Source organism: Pseudanabaena sp. Chao 1811, assembly GCF_027942295.1.
Taxonomy (GTDB): Bacteria; Cyanobacteriota; Cyanobacteriia; order Pseudanabaenales; family Pseudanabaenaceae; genus Pseudanabaena.
In genome coordinates this window covers 1,751,604-1,774,499 of record NZ_CP101416.1, presented here as the reverse complement: position 1 = coordinate 1,774,499, position 22,896 = coordinate 1,751,604, and the positions used below count along the sequence as shown (strand labels likewise).

General features: G+C 41.7%; 22 protein-coding genes and 2 pseudogenes. 9 read left to right on the top strand and 15 right to left on the bottom strand.

All coding sequences use genetic code 11. The annotated features are described in order from the left end of the window. Positions 1-8: 8 nt before the first annotated feature. From NMG48_RS08375 to NMG48_RS08360, 4 genes are all read right to left on the bottom strand, one after another. Positions 9-974 (bottom strand): CobW family GTP-binding protein, encoded by a 966-nt coding sequence (locus NMG48_RS08375; RefSeq protein WP_271254797.1) that lies wholly within the window; start codon positions 972-974, stop codon positions 9-11. Positions 975-1,135: 161 nt separating this feature from the next. After that, entirely contained in the window at positions 1,136-1,840 is a 705-nt protein-coding gene (locus NMG48_RS08370; protein WP_271255261.1) for a response regulator transcription factor, read from the bottom strand. Beyond that, on the bottom strand, positions 1,837-3,252 hold the full coding sequence (locus NMG48_RS08365) for a sensor histidine kinase (RefSeq protein ID WP_271254796.1): 1,416 nt from the start codon (positions 3,250-3,252) through the stop codon (positions 1,837-1,839). Before NMG48_RS08365 ends, NMG48_RS08370 begins: the two co-directional genes overlap by 4 nt. Positions 3,253-3,254: 2 nt before the next feature. Then, on the bottom strand, positions 3,255-3,887 hold the full coding sequence (locus NMG48_RS08360) for a cupin (protein WP_271254795.1): 633 nt from the start codon (positions 3,885-3,887) through the stop codon (positions 3,255-3,257). Between the two features lie 330 nt (positions 3,888-4,217). On the opposite strand from NMG48_RS08360, the gene NMG48_RS08355 reads away from it, so the two are divergent. The 3 genes from NMG48_RS08355 to NMG48_RS08345 are packed head-to-tail and all read left to right on the top strand — an operon-like array spanning position 4,218 to position 6,180. Further along, positions 4,218-4,718, top strand: coding sequence for a thioredoxin family protein (locus NMG48_RS08355; protein WP_271254794.1), 501 nt, complete (start codon positions 4,218-4,220; stop codon positions 4,716-4,718). A gap of 57 nt (positions 4,719-4,775) precedes the next feature. After that, a complete protein-coding gene (locus NMG48_RS08350) occupies positions 4,776-5,378 on the top strand; it encodes a TlpA family protein disulfide reductase (RefSeq protein WP_271254793.1) in 603 nt (200 codons plus the stop codon). A 1-nt stretch (position 5,379) separates the two neighbouring features. After that, complete coding sequence (locus NMG48_RS08345) at positions 5,380-6,180, top strand: cytochrome c biogenesis protein CcdA (RefSeq protein ID WP_271254792.1); 801 nt, start codon at positions 5,380-5,382, stop codon at positions 6,178-6,180. A 238-nt stretch (positions 6,181-6,418) separates the two neighbouring features. Here NMG48_RS08345 and NMG48_RS08340 read toward each other — a convergent pair whose 3' ends face one another. The 3 genes from NMG48_RS08340 to NMG48_RS08330 all read right to left on the bottom strand — a co-directional run bounded on the left by NMG48_RS08340 (position 6,419) and on the right by NMG48_RS08330 (position 8,859). Further along, positions 6,419-7,150: a metallophosphatase gene (locus tag NMG48_RS08340; RefSeq protein WP_271254791.1), complete on the bottom strand. Its 732-nt coding sequence runs from the start codon at positions 7,148-7,150 to the stop codon at positions 6,419-6,421. Then, entirely contained in the window at positions 7,151-7,975 is an 825-nt protein-coding gene (locus tag NMG48_RS08335; protein ID WP_271254790.1) for a metallophosphoesterase family protein, read from the bottom strand. Between the two features lie 65 nt (positions 7,976-8,040). Continuing rightward, positions 8,041-8,859: a GTP-binding protein gene (locus tag NMG48_RS08330; RefSeq protein ID WP_271254789.1), complete on the bottom strand. Its 819-nt coding sequence runs from the start codon at positions 8,857-8,859 to the stop codon at positions 8,041-8,043. A gap of 64 nt (positions 8,860-8,923) precedes the next feature. Between NMG48_RS08330 and NMG48_RS08325 the strand changes: the two genes are divergently transcribed. The 5 genes from NMG48_RS08325 (at position 8,924) to NMG48_RS08305 (ending at position 14,894) form a co-directional block, all read left to right on the top strand. Beyond that, positions 8,924-10,246 carry an FAD/NAD(P)-binding protein gene (locus NMG48_RS08325; RefSeq protein WP_271254788.1) on the top strand — a complete coding sequence of 441 codons (1,323 nt, stop codon included), beginning with the start codon at positions 8,924-8,926 and terminating at the stop codon, positions 10,244-10,246. A gap of 139 nt (positions 10,247-10,385) precedes the next feature. Further along, positions 10,386-10,859 (top strand): MerR family transcriptional regulator, encoded by a 474-nt coding sequence (locus NMG48_RS08320; protein WP_271254787.1) that lies wholly within the window; start codon positions 10,386-10,388, stop codon positions 10,857-10,859. An 8-nt stretch (positions 10,860-10,867) separates the two neighbouring features. After that, the gene (locus tag NMG48_RS08315; RefSeq protein WP_271254786.1) at positions 10,868-13,639 is read left to right on the top strand and encodes an N-6 DNA methylase; all 2,772 of its coding nucleotides are present in this window, start codon (positions 10,868-10,870) and stop codon (positions 13,637-13,639) included. Continuing rightward, positions 13,636-14,673 (top strand): ComEC/Rec2 family competence protein, encoded by a 1,038-nt coding sequence (locus NMG48_RS08310; protein ID WP_271254785.1) that lies wholly within the window; start codon positions 13,636-13,638, stop codon positions 14,671-14,673. Before NMG48_RS08315 ends, NMG48_RS08310 begins: the two co-directional genes overlap by 4 nt. 50 nt (positions 14,674-14,723) lie before the next feature. Beyond that, positions 14,724-14,894 carry a hypothetical protein gene (locus tag NMG48_RS08305; RefSeq protein WP_271254784.1) on the top strand — a complete coding sequence of 57 codons (171 nt, stop codon included), beginning with the start codon at positions 14,724-14,726 and terminating at the stop codon, positions 14,892-14,894. Between the two features lie 4 nt (positions 14,895-14,898). On the opposite strand, the pseudogene NMG48_RS08300 reads toward NMG48_RS08305, so the two are convergent. The 5 genes and pseudogenes from NMG48_RS08300 to NMG48_RS08280 form a co-directional block, all read right to left on the bottom strand. After that, positions 14,899-15,072: pseudogene (locus NMG48_RS08300) on the bottom strand (phosphoribosyl-AMP cyclohydrolase); the annotation flags it as partial. Positions 15,073-15,077: 5 nt separating this feature from the next. Beyond that, positions 15,078-16,103, bottom strand: a complete 1,026-nt coding sequence (locus tag NMG48_RS08295; protein ID WP_271254783.1) for a CobW family GTP-binding protein — start codon at positions 16,101-16,103, stop codon at positions 15,078-15,080. 18 nt (positions 16,104-16,121) lie between these two features. Continuing rightward, positions 16,122-16,403, bottom strand: a complete 282-nt coding sequence (locus tag NMG48_RS08290; RefSeq protein WP_271254782.1) for a hypothetical protein — start codon at positions 16,401-16,403, stop codon at positions 16,122-16,124. Further along, complete coding sequence (locus NMG48_RS08285; RefSeq protein WP_271254781.1) at positions 16,403-17,476, bottom strand: metal ABC transporter solute-binding protein, Zn/Mn family; 1,074 nt, start codon at positions 17,474-17,476, stop codon at positions 16,403-16,405. The genes NMG48_RS08290 and NMG48_RS08285 overlap by 1 nt, the downstream gene beginning before the upstream one ends. Before the next feature lie 329 nt (positions 17,477-17,805). Then, a complete protein-coding gene (locus NMG48_RS08280) occupies positions 17,806-19,044 on the bottom strand; it encodes an Era-like GTP-binding protein (RefSeq protein WP_271254780.1) in 1,239 nt (412 codons plus the stop codon). Between the two features lie 117 nt (positions 19,045-19,161). Here NMG48_RS08280 and NMG48_RS08275 point away from each other — a divergent pair, with 117 nt between their 5' ends. Beyond that, on the top strand, positions 19,162-19,968 hold the full coding sequence (locus NMG48_RS08275; RefSeq protein ID WP_271254779.1) for a class I SAM-dependent methyltransferase: 807 nt from the start codon (positions 19,162-19,164) through the stop codon (positions 19,966-19,968). Between the two features lie 31 nt (positions 19,969-19,999). Here the strand turns inward: NMG48_RS08275 and NMG48_RS08270 are convergent, their stop codons facing one another. The 3 genes and pseudogenes from NMG48_RS08270 to NMG48_RS08260 all read right to left on the bottom strand — a co-directional run bounded on the left by NMG48_RS08270 (position 20,000) and on the right by NMG48_RS08260 (position 22,820). Then, positions 20,000-21,127, bottom strand: a complete 1,128-nt coding sequence (locus NMG48_RS08270) for a glycosyltransferase family 4 protein (RefSeq protein ID WP_271254778.1) — start codon at positions 21,125-21,127, stop codon at positions 20,000-20,002. A 375-nt stretch (positions 21,128-21,502) separates the two neighbouring features. Beyond that, positions 21,503-21,647, bottom strand: a pseudogene (locus tag NMG48_RS08265) (transposase); the annotation flags it as partial. 30 nt (positions 21,648-21,677) lie between these two features. Beyond that, positions 21,678-22,820, bottom strand: a complete 1,143-nt coding sequence (locus tag NMG48_RS08260; RefSeq protein WP_271252192.1) for a transposase — start codon at positions 22,818-22,820, stop codon at positions 21,678-21,680. Positions 22,821-22,896: the final 76 nt, after the last annotated feature.

Genomic DNA, 22,896 nt, shown 5'->3' with positions numbered 1-22,896 from the left:
CAGAGTAATTAAGCCAAGCAAGCAAGGAACTCTGCTTTTAATTTTTCAGCATCAAGGTTACGTCCGATGAATACTAGCTCATTTTGGCGCTTTTCGTGAAGTTGCCATAGGCGATCACGAGTACCATCAAATAACATATGCACACCTTGAAAAACAAAGCGTTCATCAATTCCCTTGATATTGAGAATTCCCTTCATCCTAAAGATATCCACACCCTGTTCACGCAATAGTGTGCTAATCCAATTATTTACCTTCGGTAAATAGAGTTCGCCTTCTTCGACAATCGCAACAGATGTTACGGTGTCGTCATGTTCGTGGGCATCTTCACCGAGAAATTCAGGATCAATTTGTAAAGCTCTCTCTAGCTCAAATGCACCGACTCCTAACACAGCATCCATATCAATTTCTGAGTTTTGAGTGCGATAGATTTTGCTCATCAAGTTCATTGCTTTGATGCGTTTCTCTAGATCTTCGAGTTCTGCCTCGCTTACCAAATCTGTTTTGTTTAATAAAATAATGTCGGCAAAAGCGATTTGCTCCTGTACTTCTTCAGCATCCCAATGCTGCGAGATATGCTTTGCATCAACTACTGTGACTACCGCATCTAGCTTGGTTTTAGTGCTGACATCTTCATCCACAAAGAAGGTTTGAATTACAGGTGCAGGATCAGCAAGTCCAGTGGTCTCAATCACTAAATGATCAAACTTGTCACGGCGGCGCATCAGATTAGTGATAATTCTAATCAAGTCACCACGCACAGTACAGCAAATACAGCCATTGTTCATTTCAAAGATTTCTTCGTCAGCGTTAACGACCAATTTATGATCGATGCCAACTTCACCAAATTCATTGACGATCACAGCAACTTTTTTGCCATGCTCATGGGTAAGAATGCGATTAAGTAATGTGGTTTTGCCTGCACCGAGATAGCCTGTTAGCACAGTGACAGGGATTGCAGAGGATGTGGTATTCATAGGATTTTTGTCGCTTGCTATTTAATAATGATTATCATTATCATATCGCTTCTAAGTGAAAACATCCTAAAAATTATTTTTAGAATGTCTCAACTTTCCCAAAGTTTTTGCTCTTGCTATAGCGCACTTTCATAATGTGAATGTGGTAAGTCCTAATAGTTTCAGGGCTGTTCGCGCAACACATAGCCCACTCCGCGTACTGTGTGTAAAAGTCGTTGTCGATCACCTACTTCTAACTTGATCCGTAGAGCGCGAATGTAGACTTCGATGATATTGGACTCACCCATAAAGTCATAGCCCCATACTGATTCTAGAATTTGGTCGCGGGTGAGAACTTGGTGAGGATGGCGTAGCATGAATTCTAGAAGATCGAATTCCTTGGCAGTTAGTTCGATTTTTTGAGTAGCGCGATAAACTTCACGGGAGAGGCGGTTTAGGGTCAAGTTGGCAAATTGTAAACTATTCGTGATTTCAGGATGGATGCGTCTGAGTCTGGCTTGGATTCTGGCTAGGAGTTCTTCAATGCTAAATGGTTTGACTAGATAATCATCAGCTCCCGCATTTAAACCCGTCACGCGATCGGGAATTTCATCCTTTGCCGTCAACATAATAATTGGTACTTGTAGCCCCCCTCCCAGTTGATGTTTGCGAAGCCGAATACAGATATCTAGTCCAGAAATTTCGGGAAGCATCCAATCTAGAATCAGGAGATCAAGTTGCTGTGACTCAATCAAGTTTCTGGCGATCGCTAAACCATCAATACCATTGTTAGCAACGGTGACTTGATAGCCTTCTAAACTCAGTTCTGAGGCGATGAATTTTGATAATTTTGGGTCATCTTCAACTAAGAGAATGCGATCGCTCATATTATATTTCCGTTGGTTGATTTCCATAGAGGCAAGGCAATCGTAAAGATACTACCCTCATTGGGCTTGGAACGCAGGGTAATCCGACCATGCATACCTTCAATTAGGCTCTTGGCGATCGCAAGTCCCAAGCCCGTACCATCCCTAGAACGTGTGGCAGCTTCATCGGCGCGATAAAAACGCTCAAAAATACGATTTTGATGTTGCAAAGAAATACCAATGCCGCGATCGCAAATATGGATAATTGCTTGATCGGCAGTACTTTCGAGTTGAATCTCCACAGGTTCAGCAGAATATTTGATGGCATTATCCACTAAATTAATCAGGACTTGTTGCAGGCGATCTTGGTCGGCAAGGGCGACTATATCTTGATCGGTGGCTAATAACTTCACGGGGCGATCGCTGACTTTTTCACTCATTTTGGCAACTTCCGCCACTAAGGTATTCAGAAAAACAGGGCTTTGGCGGAAGTGCAAATTACCACTGTCGGCTCTGGCTAAGTCTAGTAAATCTTGGAGCATCGTGATTGTGCGATCGGTTTCGGCACTGGCGGTTTCAAGGGCTTGTTGTTGATAAATGCTGAGGTTGTCGCCTCGGCGTAGCAAGCTTTGGAGATAACCATTGATTACGGTTAGGGGGGTGCGTAATTCGTGGGATACATTGCCGACAAATTGATGTTGCTGTTCCCAAGCACTAGACAATCGTAACAGGGTTTCGTTAAAAGCTTGCACAAGTCCTCGCACCTCATCGGGAGCCTGTGCAAGCTGCAATTTGAGCGATTGCAAATCTTCTAAGTCAGTGGTGCTTGCGGATGCACTCATTTGTTTTAATGGATAGAGCGCATTCTGAATCCGATAGGCGATCGCCCCAATTAAGATTAACGCCACCACAGTGCTTGTAATCACCAAGCCATACAGTCCATTCGTCAATTGTCGCTGCTGATTGGTAATGTCCTGCGATAGATACACTTTACCGACAATCTTTCCATTTACCTTCAGTTCATTGCCGCAGATTACCAGATAGCGATCGCCAAAGCGCATTACCTGTGGCGTAGTGGGAATTGCTGTGGTTGCCACTATAGCTGTTGGATCAGCCTCTGAATTAGGATTGTTGCTAGACTTGGCAAGAACCTTACCATCGTTACTCTGTACTAAAATTGTGAGTTCCGCAGTCGCGAGTTTATTGGTTGTCCGTTCTATGCCCGTATTCACTTCACCCATTTCCAGATACATTTCCACCTGCTCAGGAAAACGCATCGCCACATATTCCAATAGCTGCTTATGACTGGTGATCAAGGTCTGCTCCATTTTCCAACCTGCCCAAACGGAAACACTGCTTAACCCAATGATCGAAATGGCAATCAATTCTATGGTCAATCGGAACTGGAGTGAAGTTTTGAATGGGTTAGGCATTTTTAGAAAATTTTAGCGCTATGCTCTTGGATATCAAACTCGAAACGTTGCTGATAGTCAGTAATTCCATAAAGATTAAAGCTAATTGTAGGTTCATTACTAATGGCTTCAATTTGATGAATGGCATCGGGCATTAAGCAGAGAATATCGCCAGCATTGAGAATATGTTCGCCAGTTTTAGTAATGTGATTGGGAAACTCTGATGTAGGCGATCGCCGCCAAAATGTATTTTTCTCTTCGCCGTCAATCAGCGCTACAATTCCCCATGTTGCATGATTATGAATTGGCGAAATACTTTGCGGTGACCAAGCTACTGTCTGTACCGTTAGCTCAAAGTCTGGCTCATCATAGAGTATTTGGACTGACCAACCCGTTTCAGGATCAGGTAGTGCAAAACTAGTTAAAATCCATTCCGAATTATTGAGTAAACGCCGTACTAATGGATAGATTTTTTGCAATCGCAAGTGATCATCTTGTTCTTGCCAGATGATATTTTCAACATCAGTAAGAAAGCGATAAAGTCGATAGGGGTATGCGCGTGAATCTTCTAGCAGATCTTGCAGATTATGCTGTAGCGCAAGGGGAATACATTCACTTTCATTAGTAACTAACCAGTCTTGAGCGATCGCTTGCATTGATTTATATTTTTACGGCAGTTTAATGTCAAACCCGCTATAGCAAATCTTAAACTGAAGTATGGGTTTATTTTCTTCAGTCTAGAGCCAAGTTGGGGATTCTAGATGAGTGACAAGTGACTCCAAGATAAATTTTTGATGAAGACAGGTATTCTGCTCGGCAATCAGGCTTGTAATGCTTAGCGTAGCGGCAATTCATGAATTACCACTACTTTCTCAAGTCTGCAAGCTTTATGTAATCTCCATCTACTCCTCATCTGGCACTCATTTTTCTCGGCTTTAATAGGCTCAGTCTTGAATTTTGCCTAATATTTCACCTGAGTAATTCCTATGAAAGTTAAGTCTCTGTCAACAGTTGCCGCGATCGCCTTACTAAGTTTTGGTACGGCGATCGCCTTAGTAAAGCCAGAAACTATTCAACATATTCAACAATCCGTATCGGAAGCGATCGCAGGTGAAGCCGCCTATGCCCAATCTGTGGGTGGATCTCTCGCCAAGAAATTGCATGGCAAACCTGTAGTGGTTGATATCTATGCTAGTTGGTGTCCTGCTTGCAAAAATATTGCCCCAACTGTCTCTCAACTGAAACAACAATATGCAGGGAAGGTTCACTTTGTGGTGCTAGATGTATCAGATAGAGCATCTACGGCTCAATCAGAGGCGATCGCCCAAGAGCTAGGACTCAGTGATTTCTTTGCTGCTAACAAGAATCGAACTGGTTCAGTAACTATTGTTGAGCCATCTACAGGCAAGATTCTGTCACAAAACTATAACAACCCTAACAAGTCTACTTACACCAGAGTGTTAGATGCAGCTTTGGCGAGAAGGTAAGGCGATCGCTATCTAATCACTATTCTCTTTAAATCCCTATTAACGGAACTCAAAACCATGAAAGCCCAACATATTGCCACCCTAGCTGTGATTTCATTACTATCTACTGTAGCGATCTCGTCCTGTTCTTCTAGCCCAAGCGCAACCACTCCTGCCACCAATACGGTTGCCAGCAATGCTGCCGAAGTTAAGCCAAATCCCTTTGCGGCAAAAGACAAAACTAATCCTTGCGCGGCAAAAGATAAAGCCAATCCTTGCGCGGCAAAAGACAAAGCTAATCCCTGTGCAGCAAAAGCTGCATCTACTTCCATCGGTGAACCGCTTGCTCAAAAGCTGCAAGGCAAGCCCGTTGTGGTTGATGTTTATGCTACTTGGTGTCCTGCTTGTAAAAATATCGCCCCAACCATATCCGATCTCAAGAAAGAGTACGAAGGCAAAGTGGAATTTGTGGTGTTAGATGTATCGGACAAGTCCACTACGGCTGCTGCGGAAGCCACTGCTAAAGAGCTAGGATTGAGTAAATTTCTTGCCGAGAATAAAACTCAAACTGGTTCTCTCACGATTATCGATCCTGCTACAGGCAAAGTCTTAGCGCAGTACCGTAACAATGCCGATAAAGCCGCCTATACTCAAGTGCTAGACAAGGCTTTGGCTAGATAATATGAAAATCCCTGCAAAATGGTTAATATTTGGCAGCCTAGCCTTGCTAGGTTTAGTACTAGTTCTATTAACTAACGGTTCCGTTTCCCAAGGACTTGAACATTCCATTTCCCTAGCTGAAAATAGCTATCAGCAATGGTTCTCCAATCAGGATACAACCAATCCATTAGTTCTGATGCCACTTGCCTTTGTGGGTGGTTTACTAGCCAGCGTTTCCCCTTGCATTTTGGCTTTGCTGCCCGTCAATCTTAGTTACATCGGCACACGTAATATTACCTCTCGCCGTGATGCTTTACTCAAAGCGGGGCTATTTGTCTTAGGGAATGTGATAGTCCTCAGTCTATTTGGATTGGTATCCTCCTTTGCGAGTGCTGTGATTGTGGAATATCGCGGTCATGTCAATGTCGTAGTGGGCGCAATTATTTTGTTTATGGGGATTGGCTTATTGGGACTGATTCAGATTCCCTTGCCCCGAATCCATATCGATGGTTCCCATTGGGGACCCTTTGGTGTGGGATTAACCTTTGCCCTGATTAGTTCTCCTTGTTCCAGCCCAGTTTTGTTTGCAGTTCTCGCTGCGTCCAGCACTAGTGGTTCTCAATTACTGGCAGTTTTAACGATGGCAAGCTATGCCTTTGGCTACACCGCGATCATCTTTTTGGCAAGTCTATTAGCTGGTTTTGCCAAACAAGCAAGATTATTACTGCAACACTCAGAACTAATCACTAAATTAGGAAGCATAGCCTTAATTTTGGCAGGAATTTATTATTTAATTACAGGAGTAAGATGGTTTTTGGGTTAATCCAATTATTCTGTGTCTAATAACTTTGCCCAATTTGTTGAGAATCACAAAAGCAATAGCCATGTAATACCAATTCAAAAAAGTGTGGCAACACTTTCGTGAATTGGCGTACAGCACTTTGCGCTTACTTAAAACCCAGAAATATTTTTGAAAGCGTTGCTTCGCAACGCTTTCAAAAATATTTCTGTACTACTCAAGGCATCAATAGTTTGTTTTGGAAGGCTAACTAAATGTTGCATTAACTTTTCCCAAAGCCTTTGCTCTTACCATAGCGTACTGTCCGAAACTGCACGATATCCGTATTGGGACTATAGATTGTATAGGTTGCTTTGTTGGGAGTGCCACCGACATTGCCCACCCCGATTGCAAGGCTATCGCTAGTATTAAAGGTTTGCGAAACCTCTTCACCATCAAGGGTTAACACATGGGAATTGAGGGAACCATCCTTAATATGGTAGCGAAAGGTTTGTCCAGAACGTCCGCAAAATAGGCGATTAGCATTACTACGGGCAATGCGATCTAGGAGTAGTAAAGGCGAACTTTCAGGGGTGAGAACTTCCAATACACTCAAACTACTACCATGTACTAATAGACAGTCAAATTCCATAAAGGCAAAATGGAGATTGCTAATCCATGACACGGTTTCTTTAGAGATATTGTCCCAAAGAGATTTTGCAGCAGCTACGCCATATTTTTCTACCAAAGGATTTGGCTCAAGATCGGGAACGAATCCATGCAGCATCAGCACTTGCTCTTCCCACCAGCCTTTGCAGACCTGCGGCACTAGCTCACCAATGCGGGGATTGCGAATTCTCTCTACGACTTTTTCACTGGCAGCACTCGCATTGATCACATCACCAAGAATATAAAGTTCGGTAACTTTCGGAACCTGTCGCTTAATGTCTTCTAGCACTGCTTCATAAGCCGTGAGATTCGCCTCAATGCCACTTAAAATTGCCCAATGTGACATCTACACACCTCTCTCGCACAAATGGGAAGCATCATCGGCACGTTCGGCAAATTCTAAACCCTTAGCTAAACGCCATGCAAAAATTGGTGGTAACCCTCGCTCAATAATGGCAACACAGGTCTTTTGATAGTCATATTCCACTTCCCGCAAGGTAACGCGATCGCTATCCGTATCATAAATTACATAGGTGGCATTGGGGCGACCATGACGCGGCTCACCGACCGAGCCAACATTGACGATCCGCTTTAAGGGTGCATTAAATTCGCGCATTTCTGCTTCTGGAATCTCAGTACCAGTTCTCACCAAGAGGCGCAAATTACCCGCATCTAGGGTTCGCACATAAGGCACATGGGTATGACCACAAAAGAGCGTATCGGCTCCCGTCGAGAGAACTCGCTCTAGGGCAATGAATCCATCCAATTCTGGCAAAAGATATTCATGCTGACTTTGCGGGCTACCATGCACAAAGGCGAGGTTGTTATGCTTAATCACTTTCGGTAAAGCCGCCAGATATTCCTTGGTTTCAGGATAAATATGCTCATTTGTCCATTCATGGGCAAGCCGACCGCGCTTTTCCGCAAGCATCGAGGGATAGCTACATTCACAGGAGTTCAATCCTTCGACAATATCCTCATCCCAACAACCCTGTGTCGTGGGAATATCGAGCGATCGCACCATTTCCACGACGTTACTAGGATAGGGACCATAACCAACGAGATCCCCTAAGCAAAAGATTTTTTCGGCTTTTTGGTGGTCTATATCTCTCAAAACTGCATCAAGGGCTTCATAGTTGCCATGAATGCAAGACATTACAGCGATTTTCATTTTGTGATTTATTCCGTTAGGTAGGTAAAGTTGGTCAGGCTTTGCCTGACCAACTTTTATAGGATTTACGCCGCCACTTGGCGTGATTGTTGGTGCGATTGTTTGATTTGGTTTTGATAATGGAGCATGATTTCCTCGGACAGGCAGCAATCGATAATGCACTGCGCGATCGCCTTGCCATCAAGATTACGCCCGACAACTTCAATCCCACTAAAGCGCTCAGGACGACCATCTAACCAAAGCGGGACATCAAGAGGTAAATAGAGGCTATCTTCCATGCCTGCGACAAAATCAAGATGAAAGGCTCTACCGTCAAACAGATCAAAAATCCCTTTTACTCGCGTCACTTCTCCATAAGCACCTTGGGTGATTTCGTACCACAAGACATTCAAACTTGAAGGATCAAAAACCTGTCCTGTAAAGGGCGAGCGCCAAATCTGCAAATCATGAAAATCTAAATCATATTTGACTTCTATGACTTGATCAGCCCAGTGATGCCATTCCGAATTTGCCAAGCCTAAAGGTACAAGGGCAATCTTTTTTAAGGCACTATTAGCTGCCAGTGTTTCTAGCAACATATCGCCCGAACGCAGATCCAAGTGAAAGCCTAACTCGATTAAAGCGATCGCGCCCTGTTCCACTTTTTCAATCAGTTCTAATTCCTGCCCATCGGTGAAAATTTGCACATGGGGAAATTCTGCGATAAGACAAGTTGGATCGATGGGAACATTACCAGCACTAGGGCAGAAATAAACAACTGGTGCAGATATTTGCTCAATTTGCTGCAAGATCCAACCAGTTTTGCCAATTCCCACTGCTCCTGCGATCGCCCATACCTGAACAGGTGCGGCAGATTTCTGTGGTGAAGCTGTAGCAATAGACATAGACATTTAGCAGTTAAGGCAGTATAAAATGATAACGATTATCATTATTGCTATTTAGTTTACTATGTCTATTGTTAATTTGGGCGATCGCTTAGCAGAATCTACACATAATTCTTCAGCCCAATTCCTGAATTATCAACACAGCAAAGCCAAAATTCAAGCTAAAGGCAATTTTGATATTGACATCGCTATCATTGGTGCAGGAGTCCATGCCCTCACCTTAACCCTACATCTCTTGCAAAAACGTCAGGATTTACGAGAAAAAATCCTAATTTTTGATCCCAGTGGTAATTGGCTCACCCAATGGCATCGCCAATTTGCCGCCCAAGAAATTCCCCATCTGCGATCGCCTGCCGTTCACCATCCTGACCCCGATCCCTTTGCCTTAAGACGCTTTGCTGAAAACCGTCCCAATGACTTATTTCCTCCCTATGACTTGCCATCCACAAAGCTATTTTGTGACTTTTGCCAAAAGGCGATCGCTTCCCAGCGACTTGATGAGCGACTAATCACAGCTAAAGCCATCGACCTAGAGCCAATTCTGTCACCCCGTCGAGGCTTTCGGCTTGGGCTAAATCATGGCAAAAGCATCACTGCTAAGCGCGTTGTCTTAGCAACCAATAACAGCATTAAACAAATTCCCAATTGGGTCGAGCGGATTGCCCCTAACTTTCCTAGCGATCGCCTTGTGCATTCTAGTGACCTCAATCTAGCATCGCAACACTTAGCAGGAGAAACTATCTTGATCGTTGGTGGTGGCTTAACTAGTGGACATTTGGCTTTAGGCGCGATCGCCCGTGGCGCAAGGGTATTATTGCTTTCCCGTCGGCAATTCAAAGAAAAACTCTTTGATGCTGATGCAGGATGGCTTGGTCCCAAATATCTCAAGGGTTTTCATGCCGAAACCGATTGGCAAAAACGGCGGGAAACTGTCTTAACTGCAAGAGATGGTGGTTCGATGACTCCCTCGGTGATGACACAATTACGCAGAGAGCATCATCAAGGCAGATTAGAATTTCATCCAGAATGCGAAGTTGCTCAAGCCAGTTGGAATGGAACAAAATGGCAAATTGTTTGCACTGACGGCATGGAACTTACTTGCGATCGCCTTTGGTTAGCCACAGGTACAAGGTTTGACGCAAAAGCGGAACCGTTGCTACATCAAGTCATGCAGCAATATCCCCAACCCCTAGTTAACGGATTTCCAATTCTCGACGAACATTTGCGATGGCATGGCTGCGAATTATTTGTCATGGGAGGTCTAGCTGCGTTACGTGTGGGACCAACAGCAAGAAATATTTCGGGCGCAAGAATGGCAAGCGATCGCATTGTGCCTGCACTGACCAAATCTACGATTAGCTTTTCATACTCGTTAGTGCATCATTAGAGCCACGAAATTTTTCTTTAGGAGACTACTAGATTTAATGGCATTTACAATCTAAAGTAAATGTAAACAAATGTTTGAATTTAAAAGCTTAATTTAAACAAGTGAGTAAAATTCTAGCATCGGAGTATTTAAACTCAATATGACTAATGGTTTTACAAGACAAGAAGCAATCGATCTGACAGGGATCGACTCTGGTAGGCTTAGCTATCTTGATCGCACGAAGCTAGTCGTACCTCTGAAATTTGGTAATCCTAAGCATCCAAAGGTAGTTTATAGCTGGCAGCAGGTGCTTGAGATTAAAACTATTGAGAGACTCAGAGAAAACTTAACGCTTCAGGAGATCCGCAAAGTACTTGTTTTTCTAAAAGAACATGATTATGAGCCTTCCTTTTTTGCACACAAACTTGTCTTGGTAAATTCACAGTTGTATTTGGTTGAAGATCTGCGGCAGTTTGGCTTGACTGTATTGGAGGCTTCAGGAGTGAATAAAGGTCAGGTTGTGATCCATGAAGTTGGTGCGATCGGTGACATTATTACTGAATTATTCAGGGAGGCTGAAAAGCATCATGTACTTGATTTTGAGAAACGTGCAGGGCTTGCATTAGCAAGTTAAGAATCACCATGACTAGCCAAGCACTGTTTAATGAAGCTTTAGATTTAACTCAACGTATTTGGATGGATCGTTATGAGATCGAACCAATGCGGAATATTCCTATGCCAGAAATTGACACTCAAGGAATAGTAAAAATTGATGCTTTATGGACAGATGGTGGTTTACGTCCTAATGCTAATATTCTTGCTTTCTTTGTTCAGCCTGTCTCTGATGAAAATGATCTAGATCGATGGAGACGCAGACTGGAAGAATGGCCAGTTCGGGGAGGTTTACTGGTTGGTTCTGATCATCTACATCTTGTAACACCTTCTGATTCTTCTAAAAGGTTAGATGAAAAAACTTTAGATATTAATGCTTGGCGTGAAACTCTAGTTTCGCCTAAGCCTCATCTTTTTACGCCAAAAGCTCTTTCACAGTTTCGTCAAGGGCAGTTATCACTTTCAGATTTAGAAGAAACTATTTCTGAAAGAAGTTTTACATTTTTACTCCGTCAACAGGAACGGATTGATAAAGCATTCCAAAAAGCTATTGAAGAAGCATTAAAAAAAGTTAAGTCCTCTAAAGGTCTAGGCTCATCAAGGAATGAGATTCAAGGTCATGTTATCCGAGTAGCAATCGCTTATTTAGCAGCAAGAATTTTGCAGGACAAAGGTTTTTTCGGAACTGCTGAATTATTTCAAACAAACGATCCCTTAGATTTGCTTAATCTTATGGTGACTCGTACCAATGGCTTTTTTCGTAGAGCTTTAGAGTCTGCTCAATATACTAACGAAGTAATTCGACAACAACTTGCTCTGTATATGGGGCAATCTGTTAGCTTTGCTTTAACTAATCATCGTGATGTGGGCAGTTTATACGAAAAAGCAATTATAGAATTACCTGACGACTTAAATGGAAATACTTGGGGTGATTTGAATCGACATTACACCCCGATCAAAGTTGCCGAAAAAATGCTGGAGTTATTGCCATTAGAACGTATTCGACCAGAAGAACGTTTTATTTTCGATCCTGCGGCTGGTTCAGGAAGTTTGCTTTTAGCAGCTACTGCTCGGCTTGCTCAAATGTCAGACATTCCTACTGATGAACAATCACGAAGAGATTATTTAGCTAATCATGTCATTGGTAACGATTTAGATAGAGATGTCAATTTAATCACTCAACTTCGCTATTTTTTAGCTACAGAATCTATTGGTATTGGTGATTTTCTCCCATCCCCAAATTTTCATCATGAGGATTACGAATCTTTCACCAAGGAAGATATTACACAAAAAATTGGTCATAAGCCACGAATAGTTATTGCTAACCCTCCTTTTGAGATTAGGGGGAAGAAGCAATTAGCTTTTGAGTTTGTAAAACAAGCTACCAACTGGCTAGATGAAGGTTCACAATTCGCGTTTATTTTGCCAAGTTCATTTATCTCAGGAACGAAATATGGCGTATTAGATATTCGGAAATCCTTTTCCGAAAAATGTAAATTGTTTGAAGTGTGTCGATATCCTGAAGGTACTATCGGTATTGACGCGAGGCAGGATGTAAGCATTCTGATAGGAGAAATTGGACAACCTAAAAACAAGATTTATACAATTTCACGCTCTGTAATTTCTAGGGCTGAAGCATCAGAAATACGGGAAAATGGTTACTTAGGCAATGCGCGTATTACAAAAATTCAGTCTAATGGTGATTGGGCTAACCTTATAGAAGACATAATTAATCTATCTGTTCCAACAACTCCCTTATTAAATCTTTTCTTTGTTTTTAATGGAGTAAATCATCGGGCAGGTGATGTACCTGTCGGCACACCTCCTAAAGATAGACCATACAAACCAGCATGGCGGAGAATATGGGCGGAAGATGTTTCTCTGTGGGCTGATCCATCAAGAGTCGATCCTCTAATGCGTTGGGTTATTTATGATCCAATTGCCTTAGAAGGAATGCGAGATTCTGATCTTCTTGACAAACCCAAAATATTTTTGGGTCGCATAGCAAATATTGCTTCTAAAAGATCTTTGTCCGTACAACTGGATACCACAGGCTTATGCCCTAATACAGGTATTTGGTGTATCTTGCCTGTTAATGATGCTCAAAAAACAAACAAAGGGGCTAAATTAGATCAGGAACCCGAAAACTGGAAAAATCTGAGTATCGAACAACAAAAATTATGGTTATTAGGTATTCTTACTTCAGATTTAGCTATCAAGTTATCCATGTTAGGTCGTGGAAATGTTCATTTGTCAAAAGATGTCCTATTACAATTTCCACTTCCTTTAATAGTTGATCCACAAATAATCGAAATTACGGATCAAATGGTTAAACGAAATCAAGCCCGTGAAGCTATTCCAGATCCAGATCCTATGCGTCAAGAGTTAAATCGTCTAGTAGAAAAATCCTATGGAAATCCCACTTGGATTAAACGTCAGCGTACAGGTAAATCGCCAGAATTAGAAGCTTGGAAGTTAGAGCAAAAAATCAAGAAGACTAAAACTGCTATTGGTCAAGTCTTAGAAATTTCTGGGGATAAGAGCCAAGTTCTTATGTATATCAGTAGACTCATGGATGATGATACTGAAGGCGAATGGATTCCCTTACCTCAAGAGTTACCAGGTTGGGCATTAGATGGTACTCCATTTGAGGTGCAGTTAAGTCATGATGTAAAAACATTTGTACAACTTAGAGAGCGTCCTTGGGCTTTAAGAAAATTTCGCCATGAACAACGTGCATATCTAACTGGTGAAGAGTTAGAAGAATTTCTGACAATCCCAGAATTGGAGGTTCTATCATGACCTGCGAAATCACCTTTTTACCTGTTGGTAATGCAGACAGTATCGTAATTCAAACTGATATCTCCACTATAATTGTCGATCTTGGTAAGCTTGATGTACTAGAAAGCTGGCTTCAAGAGCATGAAATATCTAGAATACATAGAATTTACATTACTCATGCTCACAGTGATCATTTTCCATCACTAATCAGGTTGAAAGACTTTATTACTGATTGGCAGGAGATTATAAGTATAGATAAAATTCATTTGCCTTATAAAGTATTTGAAATTGCCAGAAAAAAAGTTTCATCTGATAAAAATAATGATCCAAAAATTGGAAAACTGAGATTAGCTCTAAAAAGTATTTCAGAATGGGAAAAAAGACGTAAACCAAAGTTTTCTCACATTGAGAGGGACGGCGAAGAATATTCTGATGGGCTATTAAAGATTGAAGCCCTACATCCAAGTCAATACTATGTTGAAAATCATTCTGCTCTCATTGCTGGTAAGCTAAACGAAATCTCTACAGTTTTACGAGTTAGCTATAGTAAATTTTCTGCATTTCTTCTTGCTGATATTGAAGGTGCTGGACTTACAGAATTACTCAGCTTTTTAGAGGCAAACTCAGACAGTGACGACTTTACAGCGAATATTGTCAAAATCCCTCATCATGGAGCCTATCCTAAAAATGGTGATGAATTGCAAGAGTTATTGACTTTGATTGATGCTCAACTTGCAGTTCTGTCTGTGGGCAGTACAAATCGATATGGTCATGTTCAACCAGAGCTTTTCAAGGCTCTAATTGATTTAAAGGACAACAAAGATAAACGTCTCGATAAATTTATCTGCACGGAAGTTACGCGCACTTGTAAACATTCAGCTAGCGATCGCGCAACTATGACAAAAGGATTATCTGAAGCTACAAAATGTGCAGGAGAAATCACGATTCTTGCGGAAACCACAGGTGACTGGAAATTGAAAACTGAGACGAACCATCTAGATAAAGTAGCAAGCTTTTCTCATGCTGCTTGTAAAGGACTTGCTGATTTAAGTTGAATATTGCCTATTGTGAATGGAGTTTTTATTGGAATGATGAATATTTTTGCATGGCTCTAACTCATCGTCGCCGCAAAATTGTCCAGACAATAATCGGTGCGCCTAGGAGAGAAGTTACGGAATTGAGGGGCAGTAGGTTTTTATTGGACAATATCGCACGTAGCGATCGCATTGTGCCAACCCTAACCAAGTCAACAATTCGGTCATTCAGTATTTGTTAAATGTTCATATTGGAACTTCTGTAAAAAAGCAACTTCTCGCACCTGTATGACAGGCAATATCACCAACCTGCTCGATTTTGACCAAAATCACATCGCGATCGCAATCGCAATAGAGTTTTTTGAGCTTTTGAATATGCCCTGAAGTCGCACCCTTATGCCATAGCTCTTGTCGCGATCGCAGTACTATACCAAGCATTCTTGCAATTGTTGTTGAAGTGATATTCCATCAAGATTCCTGCCAATGAGAACTAATTGATTTCCAGCAGGCTTTTGTCGATGATCGTAGGCTAATTCATAACGCTTACCACTTAACTGAAAGATAAAACGCAAATCTTGAGATGTAAAGCTGAGAACACCCTTAGCTCGAAATACATCATTAGGCATTACCTTATCAAGGAAATAGGTGAACTTGTCTAAATCAAATCGGCGATCACTTTGAAATGAGACAGATATAAATCCATCATTGGCTAAATGGTCAGAGTGGTGATGATGATGTTCATGCTCATGGTGTTCATGGTTATGATGTTCGTGATGCTCATGTTCATGAATCTCATCCTCTTTCTCTACTTGTTGATAAACACTAGTTGGGGCTAGATCTACATCTAGGATTAGGGGTAATGGAACTTCTCCATATTGCGATCGCAAAATTCGCGCTTTGGATTTCTTCTTGCGGAGGTACTCTTCTAGCTCTTCAACTTGCTTTTCAGGAACTAAATCAGTTTTGTTCAACAGCACAATATCGCCATATTCTACCTGACTCAGCGCTGCCTCACTTTGGAAATGTTCGGAAGTAAATGTCTCTGCATCTATCACCGTGAGAATGGAATCGAGTCGAGTAAGATGCTTGAGTTCTGTCCCCAAAAAAGTTAAGGCGATCGGTAAAGGGTCAGCAATGCCAGTTGTCTCGATCACCATGTAATCAATTCGTTCACTTCGTTCTAAGACGTTATATACAGCATCGACTAAGCCATCATTAATCGTGCAGCAAATACAGCCATTACTTAGCTCTACCATTCCATCTTCAATATCAATTAGAAGCTGTCCATCAATGTTAATGTCACCAAATTCATTTACCAAAACTGCCACTTTCAAATCCTGACGGTTCTTGAGAATTTGATTGAGAAGTGTGGTTTTGCCACTGCCTAAAAATCCCGTAACAATTGTCACAGGCATTCCGCGCTTTGGGATATCGGGTTGAAGGGTTTGCATGTTTTTGAAATGGGGAGTTTATGGCTGTGTTAATTTGTGCTTTTGTACAGCGATCGCTTGTACCACATCAGCATGGGTAATGTCAGGAATAGCTTTATGAATGCGAATTACACGATGGGGGGTGGTCATTATTGCGATCGCAGTTTGCATAGGTGGACAATTAAGATCTTGGCATTGCATCTGACTGATCGAAATAATTGTATTGCTATCGATTTGCAATATCTCATATAGCCAATCTTTGACCTGCTGCAACTGTTCAGCGCTAACCGCAGGCTTTTTGGGAGGGAAAATATCAATCATCAGTTTTTCACCTGAAAGGGCGTATACTGACCACCTAATCCCTCAACAATTGTGCGTGTATTGGCAATCAGCATCTTTGTATAGGTTTCAGCTTCACTGCCCTTTGCACCTAGTCCATCGGCATAGAGTTCGCGATCGCTAACCTTCACACTCGCTTCCTTCGCAACAGCCGTAATCAATTTAGGATTAATTGATACTTCAGCAAAAATTGTGGGAACCTTACTAGTTTTAATAACTTCGACCAACTGCTTCACTCTAGTGGGAGTTGGTTGTTCCTCAGTACTAATTCCATTCAAGGCTCCCTCAACAGGAATTCCATAGGCTGTAGCATAGTAGCCTAGAGCATCATGAGTAGTGACTAGTTTTCGCGAACTTTCTGGGATTGTGGCGATTTGGGATTTAATCCATAGGTCAATTTGTTCTAATTCGCTGACAAGTTTAGTCGTGTTTTTAGCATAGATTTCTGCCTGATCAGGACGAAGATTACTTAAACTTTTGCCGATCGCTTGAGTAATTTTGATGCCATTTTGAGCATTGTTCCACACATGGGGATCAGCTGATTTCTCGGACTTAGCATCCTTTTTATCTTCCTTACTATGATCATGGTCATGACCTTCATCCATCAATGGCTTTGGCACAGCAATTTCATTCACGGCAATTTTGGGAGCAGAATTAGAACTTGATTGAATCAGTTTGATTAAATTTGGCTCAAAGTCATAGCCACCATAAAGAACTAATTTCGCTGAGTCGATCGCTTTACGATCTTCAGGCTTTGGCTGATAAATGTGAGGGTCAGTACCAGCCTCAATTAAACATTGGAGATTGATCGTTTCCCCTGCAATTTGCTTAGCAATGTCACAGGCAACCGAATTAGTTGCCACAACAAGGGGCAAATTTTCACTTTTGGCAGTAGTTATAGCAGTGGGACTGCTAACAGTGGGGTTGTTAGTAACACTGCAAGCAGTCATACTAGTAGCGATCGCAATTACGAGAGGGGCGATCGCTTTAAGTCTTAAGCTACCTTTACGTGAACTCCAGTCTGAGGATAATTTTGAGGACACTTTTGCAGTCATTAGGGTATTATAAAAATGATAATCATTATCATAATACCTTTAAGAGAAATTTTGTTGTAATTATTTTGTTTTGGGTTTGACTAATTAACGCGAGTTCGATAACGCCATTTGCGCGGCGCTTTGCGCCGCACAAATGGCGAAAAATGGTAAAAATCGCTTAGCGATTTTTACCATTTTTCGCCTTCGTCAAACTGACGTTAATTAGCTATAGCGCTTTGCGCTGTCTTGCAAACCAGAGAGAGAAATTTTTGAAAGCGCGGATTCGCCACGCTTTCAAAAATTTCTCTGGGCTACTTTAAGCCTCAACAGGCTGGATCTATATATTTTAGTTACTGGAATCGTCGCAGTATTGAGTCATCAGGAACAGATTGAATAATTTCTGCCATTAACGCTTTTGCACCCAACTTCCCAGAACCTCGACTATGGTTGATATCCGTAATAATTCCCTTAAAAAGAACCGATATACTCAAACCTACCCATAGGATTTGCAGATAGCGAGCAGCTTCACTATGGATTCCCAATCCGCCAGATAAACAGGCGATCGCGACAATCAGCAGCAACCACAAATACTTCTTCTGACTAGAATATTTCCCGATCGCCCAAAGCACAAATAGACTATTAAAAGTACCACTAATCAAACCATCAAGCCATAAATGCGGCGATATTAATAGCCCCACCGCTTCACTAACAAATATTACTGCAGCGATCGCCGTTGATCTTTGCAACTTCTGTAAATGACGTTGGGTAACCGCATCTTGGATCTCTAACAATGACCTCAAGACATTGATCACCAGTAAGGCTTTACCTTCGGTATTCAGCAAAGAAACTATTCGCTCCTTTAACGCTTGCACATCGGGCTGAGGACGTTCCCACACTTCTTGGCTTTCTCGCCCATCACTATATTGCAAGCGCACTTTCACAGGTAGCGGTTCCGCTACCGTTAAGACAATCTCTTGCGGAGAGATGAGCTTTCGCATTTCTTCGTTCTGTAGTGCCTTGTAAATTGCCTCGCGATCGCTTTCAGGATAGAGATCAGCTTTATTAAAAACCAACAAAATCGGTTTATAGAAAGTCTGTAATTGGGCGATCGCTTCCTGCTCCCGCCTCGTCATATCTCCCGCAATCACAAACAAAATCAAATCCGCTCGCTTAGCTGCTTCAAGGGCAGCCATACCACCGATTTCGCCACCAACTTCATCCAGCCCCTGTGTATCAATAAACTGCAATTCTAATTTCTGGTTTTCCTGATCATCAATCGAAGATTTCGCCGAGATCTTCCATTCATATGTACTAATCCCCTGCGTAACACCATTAATCGCCCCCGTTTCTCCCAATTTCTTCCCAAATAAAGCATTGAGTAGCGAAGTCTTCCCCCGTGATACCATCCCAAACAAAGCGATCGCAATCGCCTGTTTCTTGAGTTTCTCTTGGAGAAATGAGATTTCTGCTAGTTCTTGTTCCTTTAAATCGGCTTGAAATATATCCCGATAATTGACAAGCAGATTTTGAGCAAGAACAGTATATATTGTCTTACTAACCTTGGGTTTATTTGAGAATAATGCAATCAATTTAAAAACAAGAATACTACTATTTAATAATATTATATTGGCATTTCCTAGTCTAGAATATATTCCAAGAATTATTTAGATTTTGTACATGATACTGTTCAAGAATCAAACTACATTATGAAAAAACCTGTTTATAATTCTGAATGGCTGGAATCTTGGAAATCAAGCTATTCATCTGATTTGCTCGAATTTTTTGGAGACACAGGAAATCTGGGATATACCTATGGATATCAACTTAGGTTTAATAAAACTATTGACACGGTAAAGCGATATGTTCCAAGTCATTCTCGTATAATCGATGTAGCTGCAGCTCAAGGTAACTTTTCATTACGTCTAGCTGAGTTGGGTTATTTAGTAACATGGAATGACCTACGTGCTGAATTAGCTGATTATGTAAAGCTAAAATACGAAACAGGAGATATCAACTACTTGTCAGGCAATTGTTTTGAGCTAAACCTTCAAGAGGAATTCGATGCAGTTGTCATTACGGAAATTATTGAACATGTTGCCCATCCTGATCAGTTTTTGCTTAATATAAGTACTTTGATTAAGCCAGGTGGATACATCATCATGACTACGCCCAATGGAGAATATATCAGAAATAATTTGCCGAGATTTTCTGACTGCCCTGATTCTTCCGTATTTGAAAATGTTCAATTCAAACCTGATGCTGATGGGCATATTTTTTTATTGCACAGAGATGAAATTGAGAATTTAGTCAAAAAGTCTGGTCTCATTCTCAAAGAATTATGCCTTTTTAGTAATCCATTGACCAACGGATATCTCAAGACCAATTATCTCTTGCCTTTTATCCCTAAGCCTCTTGTTGATTTCCTAGAGTTACTGACTTCATTCAATAATGGTCAATTTTTTCCAAAAATTAATGTCCATACACTAGCTGTCATCATGAAGCCTAGTCAATAGCCCCGAACAAAGCGTAGATCATGCTAGTAAATTAACTAGAACTATTGCTTTGACTAAACTGGGCGATCGCATCAGCATAAATCTTTTGCAGTCTTTGGGCATGAATATCCAAGGTGAACTCGTTATGAAATAACTCATTACCAGCAATGCCGAGCATTTGAGCTTTGTCAAAATTAGTAGCCAGCTCGGTAATCGCCGATGCTAACTGTTCCACCTGATGAGGGACTACTAAAATACCAGTTTTTCCATCTTGAATATGCTCAGGAATACCACCAGCAACACTAGCAATCACTGCCCGAAATCTCGCATATGCCTCTAAAGTCACCAGTCCCGCAGGTTCTGGCCATACACTCGGGAAAATGACTGCAAAACTCTCCCTGTATAAATTTTCTAATTTTTCCCCTTGACACCAACCATGCCAAGTTAGGCGATCGCTGATTTGCAAATCCTCCGCTAGCCTTCGCACTTGGGGCATTGCCCAGCCATCTCCTGCGATATCTAGGTAAATACTACGGTCTAAAAGTGGTAATGCGCGAAGTAGCCAATCCAAACCTTTTTCAGGGACGATTCTCCCTGCAAACAAGATGCGTTTTTGGTCATGAACTGCTTGGGTGAGCGGTGTATGCTCACTTTCAGGAGGAGCAATCCCACAGAGCAAGGTTACAACCTGTGAGGAAGGTAATCCATTCGCAATTAGTTGCGATCGCACATAGTCACTATTAGCGATCGTCAGAATCCCTAATTTTTTCAGCGTAGCGATTTCTGTACTAGCACGTTGCCAATTTTTCAGCACTTGTGGCGGACGACGGCTACCACAACCATCGATAAAATGCCCCCATGTACATCCCCAGCCATTTAATAGGCGATCGCAACTAGTTTTAGAAGCTGCTAAATATTTGGTTCCACTTGCACAATAAACATTATGGTTATGGGCAGTAAACACTGCAGGACATTGATTATTGACTTGAGCTAAAGCACTAGCTTCATGGATATGCAGCAGATGAAAATGACTTTGATCATACTCTAATAGATTCGCAATAATCTCTGTACCAAAAGCATCTGGCATTGCCCTATACAATCCATTGATATAGGTTTTAACACCACCACCCGCAGTCGCGATACTAGCAGAACAATGATAAATTTTATTCCGTAAAATCATTTAAACTCGTTGAGTCAATTAGGTTTTTAAGTTTACTTATTAAGTAGCTGGATGCAATTAAATATAAAAACAAAAAACCTATAGTGTACGCACAGCATACTATACAGGTTTCGGTTCTGATTTTTAATTATGCTCATATACTTACTTATTCAGTTTATAGCGTATACCAATCTAGTGAAGTACAGGAATGTGTCCCCGCCGCAGTCAGGGACACATTCCTCTATACCTCGCTAGATTGAAAAGCACTATACAGTCCATTGAGGGATTAAGTAGTACAGTAACAACACTTAGTAAACCAATTTTTGAAGAAATCTTTTTCTAACAAGTAAGGGAAAACGTTGATTAAATGCTGAAGTAGTTTTTGAGAATGAGGTCTAAGCAATCTAATAAAATATTTGAGAACCGACCACATCATCTCAATTGGATTAAAATCAGGAGAATAGGTGGGTAAGTACAAAATCTTAGCACCTGTCGCTGTAATTGCTTTTGCGACCCCCTCAACTTTATGGCAGTTGAGGTTAACTGAGATCTTGCAGCATTCGTGAAAGAGTCAAGTGGGAATGGGTTTGAGAATAATTTCAAAGCCATGACGAGCAGCAATATCGGCACTAATTTGAAGATACCTGAGAAGTTTCAACCAAAGGACAGAAGGGAATAAAACAGAAAGGGTTAAATCACAGGTAGCTTTCCAGTCCAAGATGGGAGGAAACGACCATTGATCAATCCAATGAGCCAAAAGATAAGAAAGCAGAGAGAGGATAAGCCAACGATAAACGCCAAGTTTTGTAGATTGCCCAAAACAATGCAAACCAAAGCGATGTTTGATGGTTTTGAAGAATCCCTCAATCGCCCAACGCTTACGACCTAACATCACCAGATAAGCGCCAGAATAAGGATGAGAAGAGACCACAAAGCGTAACTCCCGTTTACTATCGGCTCTTTTGAGCCAGAACCAAGAGATCGTCAAAGGCGTACTTAGCCCTTCCAGTAAAATTAGTTGTCCACGTTTGCCATGGGGATAAAGTTGTTTGACGGTACGTCCATCTTGAAGTTTACGATTGTTGCGGACACCGACAACGATGCGCCAAGACTTGGCGCGGACAGCATTGAAAAACTTCACCGTACTAAACTCAGTATCAGCAAGGACAATCACAGTCTTGCCTTGGGTTAGTTGCTTGGGTACTGTCCCCAATAACTTACAAGCTAAGTCAGAGGGACTGGAGTATCCTTTGCCGCGCCATACTCTAAAACTCCATGGTACGCGCCACTCTCCATAGACCAGATACAGTACAACCAGATGTAGTCCTCGCTTTCCGTTGAGGATTCTCACCCATGGGTCTGGTTCGTTTGGGGTGGGATTGCTCAAATGTAAAAACTTGCCGCTTTTTTCTAAGGTGGTCAGGTCTATCAGTATCTTTAATGGCACTCTCTTCGATGGGCGATGCTTGGCGATTTGCCCCAAAATTGACAGCCTTGTTGCTCGAATTAGTCCTCTTGTTGACCAGTTATAGTGATTGAGAAATCGGCTTAATGCACTCGCTGATTTTACCTGTGTATGTTCTGGATAGGGATGCCCTTGCGCTTCCAGAAATAGCCCTAATATTGCATTCAGACTTGCTTTTTGATACACACTTGGCATCAGACAAATTAGGCTATACACTAAACCTTGGGCGTGCTTAACGATGCTTTCCATAATCGTTATTTAATTTACTACTACGCCCTTTTTTTCACATCTTTACTCTCTTTGCAACCCCTTTCCAGAATGGTGC